The organism is Bradyrhizobium sp. CCBAU 53415 (assembly GCF_028128735.1).
In the GTDB taxonomy this organism is placed as follows: domain Bacteria; phylum Pseudomonadota; class Alphaproteobacteria; order Rhizobiales; family Xanthobacteraceae; genus Bradyrhizobium.
In genome coordinates, this window is record NZ_LBJF01000024.1 from 41,935 (window position 1) to 57,783 (window position 15,849).

A 15,849-nucleotide genomic window follows, 5' to 3' on the forward strand; every position below is an offset into this window, starting at 1 on the left:
CGACCATGCGCTAGTGTTTTATACGACCGGTTAAAAACACCGGCCGTTTGAGGGAGAAAAACGTGAGATCCAAGGTAATTGGCGCAGTATCATTGGCGGTCGCTGCAGCCGGGCTTTTTGCTGCCACTGCACCCGCCTTTGCACAACAGAAGACGATCACGGTCTGGTGGGGCAAGGGCTTCTATCGGTCCGAAGACGACGCGCTGATCGAGACGATCAAGAAATTCGAAGCCAAGACCGGCATCAAGGTCGAATTGTCGCAATACGCGATCCAGGACATGATTCCGAAGACGGTCGCCGCGCTCGATGCCGGCACGGTTCCCGATGTCGCCTATTCCGACTCCTATGACGTGCAGGCGCAGGGCAAGTGGGCCTATGAGGGCAAGCTCGAGGATCTCACGGACGTCATGGAGCCGATCAAGGGCCGGTTCGTGCAGAATACGCTGGATGCATCGATCCTCTACAACGACGTCACCAAGAAGAAGGCCTATTACGGCTTTCCGTTGAAGCAGCAGAGCATGCACGTCCAGATCTGGAACGACATGCTGGAGAAGGCCGGCTTCAAGCAGAGCGACATCCCGAACGACTGGACGGGCTATTGGACGTTCTGGTGCGACAAGGTGCAGCCGGCGATCCGCAAGGCCACCGGCCAGCGCATCTACGCCGTCGGCCAGCCGATGGGCGTGGAATCCACCGACTCATTCCAGTCGTTCTACACCTTCATGGATGCCTACCACGTCAAGCTGGTCGACGACGACGGCAAGTTGCTGGTCGACGACCCGAAGGTCCGCGACGGCCTGATCAAGGCGATGAAGGACTATACCGACACCTACATCAAGGGCTGCACCCCGCCCTCCTCGACCACCTGGAAGGATCCCGACAACAACGTCGCGTTCCACAACAAGACCATCGTGATGACCCACAACTTCACGATCTCGATCGCGGCGAAGTGGTTCGAGGACTCGCAGAACCAGGCGCTCACCCAGGAGCAGCGCGACGCCGGCAAGAAGGCCTATGAGCAGGACATCATCACGGCATCCTTCCCGAAGGCGCCGGATGGTTCGACCATCAAGTACCGCTCCGACGTCAAGACCGGGCTGGTGTTCACCGCAGCCAAGAACAAGGCCGAGGCCAAGCAGTTCATCAGCTTCCTGCTCCAGGAAGAGAACGTCCGTCCCTACATCGAGGGCGCGCTCGGCCGCTGGTTCCCGGTGACCAAGGAGAGCCAGGAAAGCCCGTTCTGGCAGGCTGACAAGCACCGCAAGGCCGTCTACGCGCAGTTCAAGGGCGGCACCGCCGCGTTCGATTTCACCAAGAACTGGAAGTTCACGATCCTCAACAACGAGAACGTGTGGGCGAAGGCGATGAACCGCGTCGTCAGCGAGAAGGTCCCGGTCGACAAGGCCGTCGACGAACTGATCGCCCGCATCAAGCAGGTCGCGGGTTAAGTCGCCCGCCCCTTTCTCCGCGTTGCGGGAGAGGATGCAAGAACAACACCGGCCGCGTTTCGCGGCCGGCTTCTCCTTGAAGAGTTCGAAAGAATGGCGATCACGCTCTCTGGCGATCAGGCAATCCCCGGCCCGCCCTTGTCGTCGCGGCTGACCCCGGCGCAGGTCTGGGGAATCATCCTGCTCGCGCCCTATCTGCTCGTTTTCCTTGCCTTCGTCGTCTATCCCGTCGGCTACGGGCTGTGGCTGGCGCGGGCCCCGTCAAATTATGTGGCGCTCTACAATGATCCGATCTTTGCGCGCGCCGCGGTCAACACGCTGATCTTCCTGGTCATCGGCATCAACATCAAGATGTTGATCGCGCTGTTCCTGTCCGGCTTCTTCGCCCAGCAGCGCACCTGGATCAAATGGCTCTCGGTGATCTTCATCCTGCCCTGGGCGGTGCCGTCGATCCCGACCATCCTGTCGGTGCGCTTCATGCTCAATCCCGAATGGGGCATGATCAACCACTACATCTTCTCCTTGACCGGCGATGACGGCCCGAACTGGCTGAACGATCCGACGGTGGCGCTGACCATGGCGATCGCCGTGCACATCTGGAAGTCGCTGCCGTTCTGGACGCTGATCCTGATCACCGGGCGCCTCGCGATCTCGCACGACCTGTTCGAAGCCGCCGAGGTGGACGGCGCGAGCTGGTGGCAGAAATTCCGCTTCATCACCTGGCCCTCGATGCAGACGCTCTACGTCACCTGCACGCTGCTCTCGATGATCTGGACGCTCGGCGATTTCAACAGCGTCTACCTGCTCACCGGCGGGGGACCTGCCGACCTCACGCACGTGCTGGCGACGCTCGGCATCCGCTATCTCCGGCTCGACCAGCTCTCGCTGGCGATGGCATCCATCGTCTGCGCGATGCCGTTCGTCCTGCCGCTCGTGTACTTCATGATGAAACGGTTGTCGCGATGAAGCTCCCCGGCGTAAGACAGTTTTCCTGGCGCGAAGTCGCGACCGAAGCGCGGCTGCTGCTGATCGGCATCCCCGTCTTCCTGTGGACGATGATCCCGATCTATCACATGTTCCTGTTCGCGATCTCCCCGAAGGAGGACGCGTTCTCGGGCAAGCTGTGGCCGGACCATCCGACGCTGCACAACTTCGAGATCGTGTTCAAGCAGCAGCACTATTTCCTCCGCGATTTCTACGTCCAGTTCTGGAATTCCACGGTGATCGCCGTTTCCGTCGGCGTGCTGACGCTGTTCATCGCGACCGCTGCGGCTTTCTCGATCTCGCGGTTGAAGGTGCCGGGCGGACGCGCCGTGCTGAACCTCGCGCTCTTCACCTACTTCATCCCCGCGGCCTTCCTCGCCGTGCCGATGTACCGCACCATGGGCAATTACGGCTTGCTCAACAATCACTGGTCGCTGATCCTGGCCATGGTGACCATCGCCAGCCCCTACGCGATCTGGGTGCTCAAGCAGGCCTCCGACAAGCTGCCGGTCGAACTGGATGAGGCCGCGGTCATGGACGGCGCCACCACGCTGCAGATCTTCCGCCTGGTCTACCTGCCGCTGATGATGCCTTCGCTGGTCGCGATCGGAACCTATGCCGTGCTGCTGGCCTGGAACGAATATCTCTACGCGTTCCTGTTGCTGTCCAACGACCGCGATATCACCCTCCCCGTCGCACTCGGCAACTTCCTCGCTGCCGACGATTCGCCGTGGGAGCTGCTGATGACCACCGGCTTCATCTACGCGCTGCCGCCGGCCGCGGTCTATTACGCCTTCCGCCGCTACATGGTGGGCGGGCTCACGGCGGGCGCGGTGAAGTCGTAAATGGTGTCATTCCGTGGCGCGCGCAGCGCGAACCCGGAATCTCGAGATTCTCAGGTGCGCAATTGCGCACCGTAGTTCGATGCTTCGCATCGCCCGGAATGACACTTTCCGCTACAGCGGCGCCGCGCTCTCGCCCTGCGAGCTCGACAGTTTCGAAGCGAGCGAAGCGATGACGATGACCACCGCGATCACGGCAATCACCAGCGTGCAGATCGCGTTGATCTCGGGCTTCACCCCGAGCCGCACCTCCGAATAGATGCGGATCGGCAGCGTCGCCGAGCCGGGACCGGTGGTGAAGCTCGCGATCACAAGATCATCGAGCGACAGCGTGAAGGCCAGCATCCAGCCGGCAACGATCGCGGGCGCGATCAGCGGCAGCGTCACCGACAGAAAGGCGCGCACCGGGTCGCAGCCAAGGTCCATCGCGGCCTCCTCGAGCGAACGATCGAGCGAGCCGAGGCGGGACTGCACCACCACAGCAACGAAGCACATCGTCAGCGTGGTGTGGGCGATCGTCACCGTCCAGAAGCCGCGCTCCGCGTTTAGGGCGACGAACAGCAGCAGCAGCGACAATCCGGTGATCACCTCCGGCATCACCAGCGGCGCATAGAGCATGCCGGAGAACAGCGTGCGGCCGCGAAAGCGCTCGCCGCGCGACAGCGCGACCGCAGCGAGCGTACCGAGCAGCGTCGCGATGGTGGCGGAGGAGACCGCGACCCGCAGGCTCATCCAGGCCGCCTCGATCATGGCGCGGTCATTGAAGAATTCCTGATACCAGCGCAGCGACCAGCCGCCCCACACCGTCACAAGACGCGAGGCGTTGAAGGAATAGATGACGAGGATGAGGATCGGCAGATAGAGGAATGCCAGGCCCAGCGCGAGCGAGGCGACGTTGAAGCGGGACAGACGGGGGATTTTGCGCATAGCCTCAGCGCCCCTGCTCCAGCTGCCGCTTCTGCAGCCGCTCGTACAGCAGCAGCGGGACCAGCAGAACCACCAGCAGCACGATGGCCGCGGCGGAGGCAACCGGCCAGTCCTTGTTGGTGAAGAATTCCAGCCACAGGGTCTGGCCGATCATCAGCGAGTTGGAGCCGGCCAAAAGGTCTGGAATGACGAATTCGCCGACGATCGGGATGAAGCACAGCAGCACGCCGGCGCCGACGCCGGGCAGCGACAACGGAAAAGTGACGAGCCAGAACACCTGCCAGGGTGGCGCGCCGAGATCGGAGGCCGCCTCCTCCAGCGCCGGCTCCATCTTGGCGAGCGTGGCGTAGAGCGGCAGGATCATGAACGGCAAGTAGGAATAGACGATGCCGATATACATCGCGGTGTCGGTGGAAAGCCAAACCACGGGCTGGCTGACCAGATGCAGCGCCAGCAGGATCTGGTTGAGCAGGCCGTCGTGCTGGAGGATGTTGATCCAGGCATAGATGCGGATCAGGAACGAGGTCCAGAACGGCACGATCACCAGCACCATCGCCACCGCCTGCCAGCGTTTTGGTAATCGCGCCATGCCATAGGCGATGGGATAGCCGATCAGGAGCAGCAGCGCGGTCGCCGTGGCGGCAACGGTGAGGCTGCGCACATAGGCGAACACGTAGATGTCGTCGGAGACGAGCAGCCTGAAACTGTCGATCGAGAGCGCGGCAAAGGCGCCCCTGAGCGCGTCCCATCCCGCCGCCAGGTCGAACACTGGCTCGTAGGGCGGCTGTGCGATCGCCGTCTGTGACAGGCTGATCTTCAACACGAAGGCGAACGGCACCAGGAAGAACAGCACCATCCAGACATAGGGTGCGATCGCGGCAAAGCGCGCCGGTCGCGCGAAGATGCGGCGGGAGTTCATGACAGCAACACCACGCAATCGTCGGGCGTGAACCAGGCGACGACGTGCTGGTTCAGGCTGTAGGCGTCGACGTCGATGCGTGCACTGTTGACGACCGAAGCCTGAACCATGCCGCCGGTGTCGAGCTTCACCTTGTAGGTGGTGGTGCCGCCGAGATAACAGATGTCCGCGACCACGCCGTCCAGCCGATTGATCGCCGTTTCATGACCGGCCTCACTCACGGGACCGCGGCGCGACAGCTTCACCTTCTCGGGGCGGATCGCGACCGCCAGTTTTCCTGCGCCGAGCGGTTCGCGCGGCTCGGCCACCACCAGCGCACCCGCATCACGCGTGCCGATGACCAGACGATGACCATCGCGCAATTTGGACTCGCCGTCGAACAGATTGATGTCGCCCACGAACTCCGCGATCCAGCGCGAGCGTGGCGCCTCGTAGAGTTCGCGAGGACTCGCGACCTGGGCGAGCTTGCCGGCCTTCATCACGCCGATCCGACTCGCCATCGTCATCGCCTCCTCCTGATCGTGGGTGACGATGATGAAGGTCATGCCGAGCCGCCGTTGCAGCTCCATCAGCTCGCCTTGCGTGCTCTCGCGCAGCTTCTTGTCCAGCGCGGCGAGCGGCTCGTCGAGCAGCAGCAATTGCGGCCGCCGCGCCAGCGCGCGGGCGAGCGCCACGCGCTGGCGCTGGCCGCCGGAGAGCTGGTCAGGCTTGCGCTTCTCAAGCCCCTCGAGCTTCACCAGCGCGACCATCTCCGCGACGCGGGTGGCGATGTCGGCGCGCGGCATCCCGGCGCGCTTCAGGCCGAAGGCGATGTTGTCGCGCACCGACAGATGCGGGAACAGCGCATAGTTCTGGAACATCATGTTGATCGGACGCTCGTGCGGCAGCGCCTGCGCGATGTCCTTGCCGCCGAGCAGGATGCGCCCCTCGTCCGGCGCCTCGAAGCCGGCAAGCATGCGCAGGAGCGTGGTCTTGCCGCAGCCGCTGGGACCGAGCAGCGCGAAGAACTCGCCGGCCTTGATGTCGAGCGAGACGCCTTCGACGGCGCGGAACGTCCCGAACGTCTTGGCGACGCCTTCGATCCGCAGCAACGGCTGCCCTGCGGCCGGATACGGATCTCCACCGACCGCATTGGTCGCGGTGTCTGTTCTGGGCAACTCGTCCGTCATGGTCCCCGCCAACCCCGATTCCGCCACACGCTAGCGGCCGATCGTCCCCAGCTCAACCGGTTCGGGATGAATCGTTCACACTTGCCATGAACGCGGCCAGCGCGTCGTGGCCCGCTGCGGGCATGGTCAAACCGAGCTTAGAGCGGCGCCACAGGATGTCGTCGGGGAAGCGAGCCCATTCGCAGGCCATCAGATAGCGCACCTCGGCGCCGGTCAGTTCGGGACCGAAGGCGGGGCCGAGATCGTCGCGGGTCTTGGCCCCGCCGAGCACCGCCGGCAATCGCGAGCCATAGGCCGCGATCAAGCGCTGAGCTTCGGGCTCCGAGAGGAACCGCCAGCGCTCGCGTGCGAGATCGACCTCCGTGTCGAAACGATCCCAGGCAAAGTCGCCGCCGGGCAGCGCCGCGCCGGCGGTCCAGCGCGGCGACATCGGATAGAACGGCGTCAGCTTCGCTATCGCTCGCTCCGCGCGCAGGCGCGATGTCGTGACGTCGCCGCCGAACATCGTGATCAACGGCGCCTTGCGCCGGCGCGCGTGGAACAGGGTCGTGCCGTCACGTCTGCGTGCGGATGCCAGCGTCAGGTTGACGCCGGAGACCGTCCGGACTACGTCGGTCGGGGTAACGCGCTCGCGGAAGTAGCGGCTGGCCGCTTCGCAGAGATAGCTGACATCGGCCCCGGGCATTGCCACGATCGCGGGATCGCCGGTGAAGTCACGAGTCACCGTGCCGATCAGAGTGAAGTCACGCTCGAACGGACTCGCGAAAATCAGCCGGCCGTCGCTGTTCTGGAAAACGTAGACGTTATCGGACTCGAACAGCCGCAGCACGATGATCTGGCTCATCTGCGTGGCAGCCATGGTTGGCTGCGATTGCCGCAGCACGGTTTCCGCGACCAGCGGCGTCCAGGCTCCGGTGGCGTTGGCCAGCGCGCGGGTCGTGATCGCGCGGCGATGGCCGCGATCGACCACCGCGAGCCGCCAGACGTCGGTTCTGTCGGCACGCACGCAGCGTGCCCCGGTCCGGATCGCCGCGCCACGTTCGGCCGCATCCAGCGCCGTGAGCACGACGAGGCGGGAATCGTCGATGACGCAGTCCGAATATTCGAACGCGGTGCCGAGCGGACGCTTCAGCTCGTTGCCGACCGGATGATGGGTGATGTCGAGAGTCGTCGATCCGGGCAGTCCGCTCCGGCCGGCGAGGCTGTCATAGAGGAATAGACCGGCGCGCAGCAGCCACGGTGGACGCTCGTCCGAATGCGCGGGAAGCACGAAGCGCATCGGCCGGACCAGATGCGGCGCGATCCGGAGCCAGGTGCGGCGCTCGGCCAGAGCCCGGCGCACCCGCCGGAAGCCGCGGCGCTCCAGCACCGAGAGATCGCCGTGGATCAGCCGCGGTGTTGCCGACGATGCGGCGCCGCCGAGATCGCCTTGCTCGAACAGAATCACGCGCAGACCGCGGCCGGCCGCATCGCGGGCGAGGCTGACACCGTTCAGGCCGCCGCCGATGATCGCGAGGTCGTAATCCGCCATGAGGCTGTCGAATGGGAGCGATGTGCCCCATCATCTCTAGCCGGTCTTGAGCGCAAGCTCCATGGTCTCTGTGCGGCCGACGAGGCCGGCATATCTCCCGATCGGCAGCGGCTTGCCGAGCAGATAGCCCTGCACGCCGTCACAGCCCTCCTTGGCGAGGAAGACGAGCTGGTCGACGGTCTCGACGCCCTCGGCGATGATCGACATTTCGAGCCCGTGGCCGAGATCGATCACCGCGCGCACGATCGCCGCGGATTGCGGGTTGCGGCCGAGATTGATGATGAAGGCGCGGTCGATCTTGATCTTGTCGAACGGGAATGCCTGGAGATAGCTCAGCGAGGAGTAGCCGCTGCCGAAATCATCCATGGAGATGCGGACACCGAGCGCCTTCAGGCGGCGCAGCAGTGCGAGGCCGCGATCGAAATCCTCGATCAGCACGCCCTCGGTGATTTCGAGCTCGAGCCGGCCCGGTGCAAGGCCCGTCTCGATCAGGATCGAATGGACGAGGCCAACCACGTCACCATGCATGAACTGCGCCGGCGACAGATTGACCGCGACCTGGAGCGGCTTGGGCCAGGATGCCGCCTCGCGGCAGGCCTCGCGCAGGATCCACTCGCCCATCTCGACGATGAGGCCGCTCTCCTCGGCGATCGGGATGAATTCGGCGGGCGAGACCTGGCCGCGCACCGGATGCTGCCAGCGCGCCAGCGCCTCGAATCCGATGATCTCGCTCTCGGCGACGCTGTGACCCGCGGCCGCCTGCGGCTGGAAGGCGAGCGAGAGCTCACCGTTCTTGACCGCCATCGAGAGATCCTGATGCAGCACGCGACGATCGCGGATCTGCTGGTCCATCTCCGGCTGGTAGAGGCTGATCGTGCCGCGCGACTTCTGCTTGGCGCGGAACAACGCCGCACCGGCATTGGCGAGCAGCGAGGCGCCATCAGTGCCATTGTGCGGGAAGATCGCCATGCCGGTGGTAGCGCCGGCGCGCACCGACCGGCCGTCGATCTGGAACTCCTTAGCGACGGCCTCGCCGAGCTGCTGCGCCAGCGCAAGGCCCGCGTCCGGCTGCTTGCCGTCGATGATAAGACCGAACTCGTCGCCGGACAGGCGCGCCACCACGCCGCCACGCGCGGAGTCCTGGAGCCGATGGGCCACCTCGATCAGGAGCTTGTCGCCGAGCGCATGGCCGAAGACGTCGTTGACCTCCTTGAGCCCGTCGAGGTCGACGCAGAGCACCGCAAACTCCTCGCGGGTTCCTTCGCAGGCCTCGATCATCTGGGTCAGCGCCTGCAGGAAGGCGGCGCGGTTCGGCAGATCGGTGAGGCCGTCGTGATAGGCCATATGCGCCATGCGCGACTCGGTCTGCCGGCGGTCGGTGACGTCCTCGTGGGTCTTGATCAGATATTGCGGCTCGCCGGCATCGTTGAGCACTGTGGCGCGGCGGGTGAGGAACAGCCGCAGGCCGTCCTTGGTGGAGATCGGATGCTCCTCGGTGATCATCCCGCGCTTCTTGATCGCGGCCTCATCGCGCGCGATGATCAGCTTGGCTTCCTTGGCGTTGAAAATGTCGGAAGCGGTCAGGCCGGTGGCTTCCTCACGCCTGCGGTTGAGGATCGTCTCCGCGCTGCGGTTGGCGAGCAGATAGCGGCCGTCCTTGACCTGTTCCACGATCAGCGCCACCGGGATGTTGTCGACCACGAGCTCGAGGAACTTCTTGGTGCTCTCCAGCTCCTGCGACAACGAGCGGCGATCGGTGATGTCCTCGAACACGATAAGCAGAAATTCGGGCTTGTTGCTCTCGTTGCGGACCACGATCCGGATCGAGGCGACCATGCGCCGCGCACCGGCGCGGTCGACCTCGAACTCATTGCGGTACTGGCCATCCGGCGCATCGAGCGCCGCCCGGTCGGCCGCCTCGATGCTGGCCGCCGAGCGCGGCGCAAACAGCTCCCGCGCATTCCTGCCGACGGCGAAGTCCCGCGACAATTCCCAGAACCGCTCGTAGGCGCTGTTCGCGAAGATGTAGCGGCCGTCCTCGATGTTCTTGGCCGCCACGCAGGCCGGCACATGGTCGAGCACCGATTCCAGGAATTGCTTGGTGGAGGCAAGCTGCCGCGACAGCTTGCGCTGCTCGCTGACGTCGAGATGCGTCGCCACCGAGCCGCCGTTCGGCAGCACGAAGAATTTCACCAGAATGGCCCGTCCGTCCGGCAGTTCGGTGATCAGGCCGTTGGGGCTTGCCGCGCTCTCGTAGAACTCGTCATCGGACGCGCCGCCGAGCACCCCGCGCCGACGTCGCAGGTCGAGCAGCTCGCGGCCGCTCATCTTGGCCCGGATATGCGACCGTGTCAGGCCGTAGATATCGAGATAGCGATCGTTGCAGAAGATGACGCGGCGCTGGGCATCCGTCATCACCACGCCCTGGTTGAGATTGTTCATGGCGGAGGAGATGAAGGCGTTGCGCCGCAGCTGCAAACGCCTGGACTGGCGCAGCGAGGAATGAATCCACAACGCGACAGCGGCAAGGAACGAGCACACGACGATGCCCGCGATCAGGGCTTCCCAGACCGCGTTGGGAGCGAGCTTGTCGAGATCGCCCGGAGCGGTGAAGCCGTCTGATACCGCAAGGGCACCCGCAGGCGTGACCGCACCGGCCAGGCACAGAACGGCCTGCACAGCAATCGGAAGCGTGCTGCCCAGTTGCCAGTTCTTCTCAGCCATCAGCCACCCGCGATTTCAACGTCGGATTGTCTGGCCTCGCGGGTTTGGATCGGGTAAACGCCTGTACGCGCAACAGAAAAATGTGACGCCAAATACGGCAATTGCCCTGACATGATAAATGCTTCCTTAACGGAAAACGATCCCGCGCCCTCGTTCCCGGGTCCATTGCCACCGGCGCTTCCGGCGGACATCCTGCACCACCATGGATAAGGTCGATTGCATCGTCATCGGAGCCGGCGTGGTCGGGCTCGCGGTGGCCCGGAAGCTCGCCCAGGCCGGGCGCGAGGTCATCGTGCTCGAGGAAGCCGAGGCCATCGGCACCATTACCTCCTCGCGCAACAGCGAGGTGATCCATGCCGGCATCTACTACCGCGCCGGGAGCTGGATGGCGCGCATGTGCGTCAGCGGCAAGCACGCGCTCTACCGCTATTGCGCCGAGCGCGGCATCCCCCACAAGAATTGCGGCAAGCTGATCGTCGCGACCAATGCGAAGGAAACCGAGAAGCTGCAATTGATCAAGGCGCACGCCGAGGCCAATGGCGTGCTCGACATGCAGCTGCTCACGGGCGAGGCGGCACGCGCGCTGGAGCCGGCGCTCGCCTGCGATGCCGCGCTGCTCTCGCCCTCGACCGGGATCATCGACAGCCACGCCTACATGCTCTCGCTGCGCGGCGAGGCCGAGGACGCCGGCGCGGCCTTCGCGTTTCACACCCCGCTGATCCGCGCCAAGGCGACGGCCGGCGTCGTCGAGGTCGAGGCCGGCGGCGAAGCGCCGATGACGTTGCAATGCAGCCTCCTCGTCAACGCCGCCGGGCTGTCGGCGACGACGGTGGCGCGCAACATCGACGGCATGCCGCTGGACCGGATTCCGCCGGCCTATCTCGCCAAGGGAAACTACTTCAGCTGCAACGCCAAGGCGCCGTTCTCGCACCTGATCTATCCGGTGCCCGAACCCGGCGGGCTAGGAGTACATCTGACCCTGGACATGGCAGGGCAGGCACGCTTCGGTCCCGACGTCGAGTGGATCGAGGCGATCAACTACGAGGTCGATCCGTCACGCGCCGAGCGCTTCTATCCGGCGATCCGCAAGTACTGGCCGACGCTGCCCGACGGGGCGCTGATGCCGAGCTATTCGGGCATCCGCCCGAAGATCGTGCCGCCGGCGGTGGCCACGCAGGACTTTTTGATGCAGGGCCCGCGCGATCACGGCGTCGCAGGCTTGATCAACCTGTTCGGTATCGAATCCCCGGGACTGACGTCGTCGCTCGCGATCGCCGACCACGTCGCCGAGCTCGCAGACATCTAGAGCGTTTTCGAGGGAAGTGCATACCGGCTGGCGTCAAGACAGCGCATCCAGACAAGGCAGGCGCCGCGCGAGCATCTTGCGCGGTTCGACCTTGCGGCAGGGATGAGCACGAACGCTTTCATCCCTGCGTGAAAGGATGTGATCAACTCTACGCTATTACGGGGGCTGCTAGTGGAGCGTATCGCCTTGCTTCAGACGCTCGATCTGGTCCTTGACCATCAACTTCCGGCGCTTCAATTCAACAATTTGCAGGTCGTCTGTTGAAAGGTGCACGAGAGCTTCGTGCAATTCGTTTTCGAGAAGTTTGTGCTTCCGTTCCAATTCAACAAGATGTGCCTGAATTGTCATTCGAAACCTCCTCGGTAGGGTTGAACCTCAGGATTCGATCCGGACGAACAAGTCTACATCACCGATTCGTCCTGTCGATGGGTATCCGTCATCGCAGCGTCATTTTTGAAAGTTCATGTGCAACGAAGCGTGACTAAGGGAACCACGCGGGAAAAATCCATGATATCAATGCGCCTGCGCAACGCCGCAGCTACCTGCAGAAATATGCTGCGGGAGATCGGCGAGCGAGGGTCGCAGATCGCTTGCGATCACGCTGCGCAAGGACGATAATTTCCACAGGGCATCCACAGCCCAGATCTCACGCCTATCGGCTTTTGGCCACCGCAGACATGACCAATGAAGACGAGCGTGAGCTCGAAGCCGAGCTCACCCGGTTGCAGCAGGAACACCGAGATCTCGACGCAGCGATCGATGCACTGCATCAATCGCCGGCCCCCGACCTATTGCGGTTACAGCGGCTGAAGAAGCGCAAGCTGTTGTTGCGTGACCGCATAGCGTTCATCGAAGACCAGATTACCCCCGACATCATAGCCTGATCCGCGAGCCGGCCTCGCTACGGCTCAGCCGCAGGAATCCGCTTGACTCAAAAAGAACAAAATAGGAACATTCCAGAGAACCCAACTCCTCAGAAGACGCCTAAGCCCACGACACGAGGACAACGCAGATGTCGGCAACGCCCCTTCTCGACAACAGCCATTATGAACAGGCCTGTGATCAGGCGATCGCGATGTGTGACGGCAATCTGCGCAGCACGATCAAGGCACTGATCATGGCCAATGAATATCTCGAAGCCGAGTTGGAGGAATTGCAGGCGGCGATTTCCGCCGGCTGTGTTCCGGAAACTTCGCGCGGCAGGATGCGGGGCGGAAGCAGCGCCGCCTGAGTTTCATCTTTGGAGCAACGCCATGTCGGATGTGACCTATTACGTTGCAATGCCCTTCTTGATCGATGCCGACGGCTCGCCGGTCGCGGGCACTGCCGAGGAATGCCAGAGCTCGGCCGCCGCGCTGCGACGCGCCGAGATATTGGCACACGGTGCCGGCCACATCGGCGCGGTCGCGTTCAGCCGCAGCGGCGATCCCATGACCGGCGAATTCGGCGACGCCAGGCTGCTGCGTAAATTCGGCAGCGTGCCGGAAGATCTGGGGACACTGTAAGTTCAGCTGCCGATCAGCCTGATCCGCGGCTCGTGCCGCCGACACGCCTTGCGCACGTACATGGCGGCATCCGCCTCCTCCAGGGCGCGGCCGGCGTCGGACTGCGCCCCCAGCAGCGCGACGCCGGCGGAGGCGCCCGCGGTCACGTGTTGGCCGCGAAAGACGAAGGACAATTCGTCGATCGCCTGCTCGAAAGCCGCGGCCTTCGCCTTGGCATCGGTCTCGGTGAGATTCCAGAGCAGCAGCGCGAATTCGTCGCCGCCGAGCCGGCCAACCACGTCAGAGGCGCGGACCTGCCGCGTCAGCGTGGCGACGATCGCCTTGAGCACCTCGTCGCCGGCGGCATGACCGAATGAATCGTTGATCGGCTTCAGCCGATCGACGTCGAGCACGATCAGCGCCCCGCTGGCGCGGTAGCGCTTCATATAGGCGATGGCGCGCGCGAGCTCGCGCTCGAAGCCGCGCCGGTTGGGAATCGCGAGCAGGAAATCGGTGTCGGCCGCAGCTTCCAGTTCCGCGACCCGGCGCTGCGCCTCCTTGAGCTTGGTCCGCAAGCCCCGGATTGTCGCCCTGACGTCCCTGGCTCCATCATCGCCCGACGCGGCACGCCGCGGCGGCCTCGCCGGACGCCCGGTCAGCCGCTTGAGGGCGGCTTTGGATCGGTCGGTGCTGGTCTTCCGGCCCGTTTTGGCCTTCGCAGCACTCGCCCTTCTTGGTTTCTTCATGGGCACCTGCTCAATGAAGGCTTGCGGGGATTCACCAAGACAGGATAGTGGATTCCCTTCTCCTTGCCACCGCCTTGCGAGCCGCCGGCCGGAACCGTTAATCTGGCCCATCATTCTGTTTTTCCGGACACAATTGACGTCATGACCGCGCCGATCGCCATCATCATGGGAAGCCAGTCGGACTGGGACACGATGCGGCATGCCGCCGACACGCTCGAAGCGCTCGGAATTGCCGCCGACAGCCGCGTCGTCTCGGCACACCGCACCCCCGACCGGCTGTTTTCTTTCGCCAAGGGCGCCAAGGCTGCGGGTTACAAGGTCATCATTGCCGGCGCCGGTGGCGCTGCACACCTGCCCGGCATGGCGGCGGCGTTGACGGAACTCCCCGTATTCGGCGTTCCCGTCGAATCCAAGACGCTCAAAGGCGTCGATTCGCTCTATTCGATCGTCCAGATGCCAGCGGGCATTCCGGTCGGCACCCTCGCCATCGGCAAGGCCGGAGCGATCAACGCCGCGCTGCTTGCAGCCGCCGTGCTGGCATTGTCCGACCCGGCCTTGTCCGATCGCCTCGCCGCCTGGCGCAAGGCGCAGACTGAGGCGGTCGCCGAGCGCCCGGAGGACAAGGCGTGACCGACACCAGGCACGTGAAGCTGAAGCCCGGCGACACCATCGGAATCCTCGGCGGCGGACAATTGGGCCGAATGCTGGCCATGGCTGCGGCCCGGCTCGGCCTGCGCTGCCAGGTGTTCTCGCCCGATCCGGACTCGCCGGCCTTCGACGTTGTGCTGAACGCAACCTGCGCCGAATATGCCGATGTCGAAGCGCTCGAGCTGTTCGCGAGCGACGTCGACGTCATCACCTACGAATTCGAGAACGTGCCCGCAGCGGCCGCGATGGTGCTGGATGCCCGCCGCCCGGTGCTGCCCAACCGCAGGATCCTCGAGACCACCCAGGACCGGCTTGCCGAGAAGGATTTCGTCACGCGGCTCGGCATCGGCACCGCAGCCTATGCCGACGTCACCTCCGTCTCCTCGCTGCGCGAGGCGATCGCCAGGATCGGGCTTCCGGCCGTGCTGAAAACCCGCCGCTTCGGTTATGACGGCAAGGGCCAGGCCATCATCCGCGAGGGCGATGACATCGCGAAGGTGTGGACCAGCCTCGCCACCAAATCGGCGATCCTGGAGGCCTTTGTGCCGTTCGAGCGCGAGATCTCCGTGATTGCCGCGCGCTCGGCCGCAGGCGAGGTCGAATGCTTCGACGTCACCGAGAACGAGCACCGCGACCACATTCTGAAGATATCCCGCGCGCCCGCGCCGATCCCGGATGCGCTCGCCGAGGAGGCGCGCAGCATCGGCGGCAAGATCGCGGGCGCGCTCGACTATGTCGGCGTGCTCGCTGTCGAGATGTTCGTGCTCTCCAATGGCACCGGACCGAAGGTGCTGGTCAACGAGATCGCTCCGCGCGTGCACAATTCCGGACACTGGACGCTCGATGGCGCCTCCGTCTCGCAGTTCGAGCAGCACATCCGCGCCATCGCCGGCTGGCCGCTCGGCAAGCCCCTGCGCCACGGCGAGGTCGTCACCATGACCAACCTGATCGGCGACGAGATCAACGACTACGAAAACTGGCTGAGCGTGCCGGGCGCGACCGTGCACATCTACGGCAAGGGCACGCCGCGCCCCGGCCGCAAGATGGGCCACGTCACCCAGGTGCACCCCACCACAGGCAAGTAGCGGGACCGCAGCTTCGACCTGCGATCCCGCCTTGCG

Annotated in this window: 16 protein-coding genes; 9 read left to right on the forward strand and 7 right to left on the reverse strand. The window is 64.4% G+C overall.

Translation table 11 applies throughout. From position 1 onward, the window contains the following. The first annotated feature begins 62 nt into the window (after window positions 1-62). From XH87_RS18470 to XH87_RS18480, 3 genes are all read left to right on the forward strand, one after another. The gene (locus tag XH87_RS18470) at window positions 63-1,448 is read left to right on the forward strand and encodes an ABC transporter substrate-binding protein (protein ID WP_158669177.1); all 1,386 of its coding nucleotides are present in this window, start codon (window positions 63-65) and stop codon (window positions 1,446-1,448) included. 93 nt (window positions 1,449-1,541) lie between these two features. Further along, the gene (locus XH87_RS18475; protein WP_035704723.1) at window positions 1,542-2,414 is read left to right on the forward strand and encodes a carbohydrate ABC transporter permease; all 873 of its coding nucleotides are present in this window, start codon (window positions 1,542-1,544) and stop codon (window positions 2,412-2,414) included. Then, a complete protein-coding gene (locus XH87_RS18480; RefSeq protein WP_158669178.1) occupies window positions 2,411-3,277 on the forward strand; it encodes a carbohydrate ABC transporter permease in 867 nt (288 codons plus the stop codon). Before XH87_RS18475 ends, XH87_RS18480 begins: the two co-directional genes overlap by 4 nt. Before the next feature lie 111 nt (window positions 3,278-3,388). Here the strand turns inward: XH87_RS18480 and XH87_RS18485 are convergent, their stop codons facing one another. The 5 genes from XH87_RS18485 to XH87_RS18505 are packed head-to-tail and all read right to left on the reverse strand — an operon-like array spanning window position 3,389 to window position 10,544. Then, entirely contained in the window at window positions 3,389-4,201 is an 813-nt protein-coding gene (locus tag XH87_RS18485) for an ABC transporter permease (RefSeq protein ID WP_271588376.1), read from the reverse strand. A 4-nt stretch (window positions 4,202-4,205) separates the two neighbouring features. After that, window positions 4,206-5,120, reverse strand: a complete 915-nt coding sequence (locus tag XH87_RS18490) for an ABC transporter permease (RefSeq protein WP_271588377.1) — start codon at window positions 5,118-5,120, stop codon at window positions 4,206-4,208. Beyond that, complete coding sequence (locus XH87_RS18495) at window positions 5,117-6,289, reverse strand: ABC transporter ATP-binding protein (RefSeq protein ID WP_271588378.1); 1,173 nt, start codon at window positions 6,287-6,289, stop codon at window positions 5,117-5,119. Before XH87_RS18495 ends, XH87_RS18490 begins: the two co-directional genes overlap by 4 nt. A gap of 52 nt (window positions 6,290-6,341) precedes the next feature. After that, entirely contained in the window at window positions 6,342-7,820 is a 1,479-nt protein-coding gene (locus XH87_RS18500) for a glycerol-3-phosphate dehydrogenase (RefSeq protein WP_271588379.1), read from the reverse strand. 36 nt (window positions 7,821-7,856) lie between these two features. Continuing rightward, window positions 7,857-10,544, reverse strand: a complete 2,688-nt coding sequence (locus tag XH87_RS18505) for a sensor domain-containing protein (RefSeq protein ID WP_271588380.1) — start codon at window positions 10,542-10,544, stop codon at window positions 7,857-7,859. Window positions 10,545-10,746: 202 nt separating this feature from the next. On the opposite strand from XH87_RS18505, the gene XH87_RS18510 reads away from it, so the two are divergent. Beyond that, entirely contained in the window at window positions 10,747-11,850 is a 1,104-nt protein-coding gene (locus tag XH87_RS18510) for an NAD(P)/FAD-dependent oxidoreductase (RefSeq protein ID WP_035704714.1), read from the forward strand. 168 nt (window positions 11,851-12,018) lie between these two features. Here the strand turns inward: XH87_RS18510 and XH87_RS18515 are convergent, their stop codons facing one another. Then, complete coding sequence (locus XH87_RS18515; protein ID WP_025034152.1) at window positions 12,019-12,198, reverse strand: YdcH family protein; 180 nt, start codon at window positions 12,196-12,198, stop codon at window positions 12,019-12,021. Window positions 12,199-12,527: 329 nt separating this feature from the next. Here XH87_RS18515 and XH87_RS18520 point away from each other — a divergent pair, with 329 nt between their 5' ends. The 3 genes from XH87_RS18520 to XH87_RS18530 all read left to right on the forward strand — a co-directional run bounded on the left by XH87_RS18520 (window position 12,528) and on the right by XH87_RS18530 (window position 13,355). Continuing rightward, window positions 12,528-12,734 (forward strand): YdcH family protein, encoded by a 207-nt coding sequence (locus XH87_RS18520; protein ID WP_008546179.1) that lies wholly within the window; start codon window positions 12,528-12,530, stop codon window positions 12,732-12,734. Window positions 12,735-12,862: 128 nt separating this feature from the next. Continuing rightward, a complete protein-coding gene (locus XH87_RS18525) occupies window positions 12,863-13,081 on the forward strand; it encodes a hypothetical protein (RefSeq protein WP_158669184.1) in 219 nt (72 codons plus the stop codon). Between the two features lie 22 nt (window positions 13,082-13,103). Continuing rightward, a complete protein-coding gene (locus XH87_RS18530) occupies window positions 13,104-13,355 on the forward strand; it encodes a hypothetical protein (protein ID WP_158669185.1) in 252 nt (83 codons plus the stop codon). Window positions 13,356-13,357: 2 nt separating this feature from the next. Here the strand turns inward: XH87_RS18530 and XH87_RS18535 are convergent, their stop codons facing one another. Next, a complete protein-coding gene (locus XH87_RS18535; RefSeq protein WP_158669186.1) occupies window positions 13,358-14,080 on the reverse strand; it encodes a GGDEF domain-containing protein in 723 nt (240 codons plus the stop codon). Between the two features lie 141 nt (window positions 14,081-14,221). Here XH87_RS18535 and purE point away from each other — a divergent pair, with 141 nt between their 5' ends. Both purE and XH87_RS18545 read left to right on the forward strand, forming a co-directional pair. Then, on the forward strand, window positions 14,222-14,710 hold the full coding sequence (purE, locus tag XH87_RS18540; RefSeq protein ID WP_035704706.1) for a 5-(carboxyamino)imidazole ribonucleotide mutase: 489 nt from the start codon (window positions 14,222-14,224) through the stop codon (window positions 14,708-14,710). Further along, the gene (locus tag XH87_RS18545; protein WP_271588381.1) at window positions 14,707-15,813 is read left to right on the forward strand and encodes a 5-(carboxyamino)imidazole ribonucleotide synthase; all 1,107 of its coding nucleotides are present in this window, start codon (window positions 14,707-14,709) and stop codon (window positions 15,811-15,813) included. Before purE ends, XH87_RS18545 begins: the two co-directional genes overlap by 4 nt. The last annotated feature ends 36 nt before the right edge of the window (window positions 15,814-15,849 follow it).

Coding starts and splice junctions, on each gene's coding strand:
- XH87_RS18475 (WP_035704723.1), top strand. CDS start 1,542: ATGGCGATCACGCTCTCTGGCGATCAGGCAATCCCCGGCCCGCCCTTG.
- XH87_RS18480 (WP_158669178.1), top strand. CDS start 2,411: ATGAAGCTCCCCGGCGTAAGACAGTTTTCCTGGCGCGAAGTCGCGACC.
- XH87_RS18485 (WP_271588376.1), bottom strand. CDS start 4,201: ATGCGCAAAATCCCCCGTCTGTCCCGCTTCAACGTCGCCTCGCTCGCG.
- XH87_RS18490 (WP_271588377.1), bottom strand. CDS start 5,120: ATGAACTCCCGCCGCATCTTCGCGCGACCGGCGCGCTTTGCCGCGATC.
- XH87_RS18495 (WP_271588378.1), bottom strand. CDS start 6,289: ATGACGGACGAGTTGCCCAGAACAGACACCGCGACCAATGCGGTCGGT.
- XH87_RS18500 (WP_271588379.1), bottom strand. CDS start 7,820: ATGGCGGATTACGACCTCGCGATCATCGGCGGCGGCCTGAACGGTGTC.
- XH87_RS18505 (WP_271588380.1), bottom strand. CDS start 10,544: ATGGCTGAGAAGAACTGGCAACTGGGCAGCACGCTTCCGATTGCTGTG.
- XH87_RS18510 (WP_035704714.1), top strand. CDS start 10,747: ATGGATAAGGTCGATTGCATCGTCATCGGAGCCGGCGTGGTCGGGCTC.
- XH87_RS18515 (WP_025034152.1), bottom strand. CDS start 12,198: ATGACAATTCAGGCACATCTTGTTGAATTGGAACGGAAGCACAAACTT.
- XH87_RS18520 (WP_008546179.1), top strand. CDS start 12,528: ATGACCAATGAAGACGAGCGTGAGCTCGAAGCCGAGCTCACCCGGTTG.
- XH87_RS18525 (WP_158669184.1), top strand. CDS start 12,863: ATGTCGGCAACGCCCCTTCTCGACAACAGCCATTATGAACAGGCCTGT.
- XH87_RS18530 (WP_158669185.1), top strand. CDS start 13,104: ATGTCGGATGTGACCTATTACGTTGCAATGCCCTTCTTGATCGATGCC.
- XH87_RS18535 (WP_158669186.1), bottom strand. CDS start 14,080: ATGAAGAAACCAAGAAGGGCGAGTGCTGCGAAGGCCAAAACGGGCCGG.
- purE (WP_035704706.1), top strand. CDS start 14,222: ATGACCGCGCCGATCGCCATCATCATGGGAAGCCAGTCGGACTGGGAC.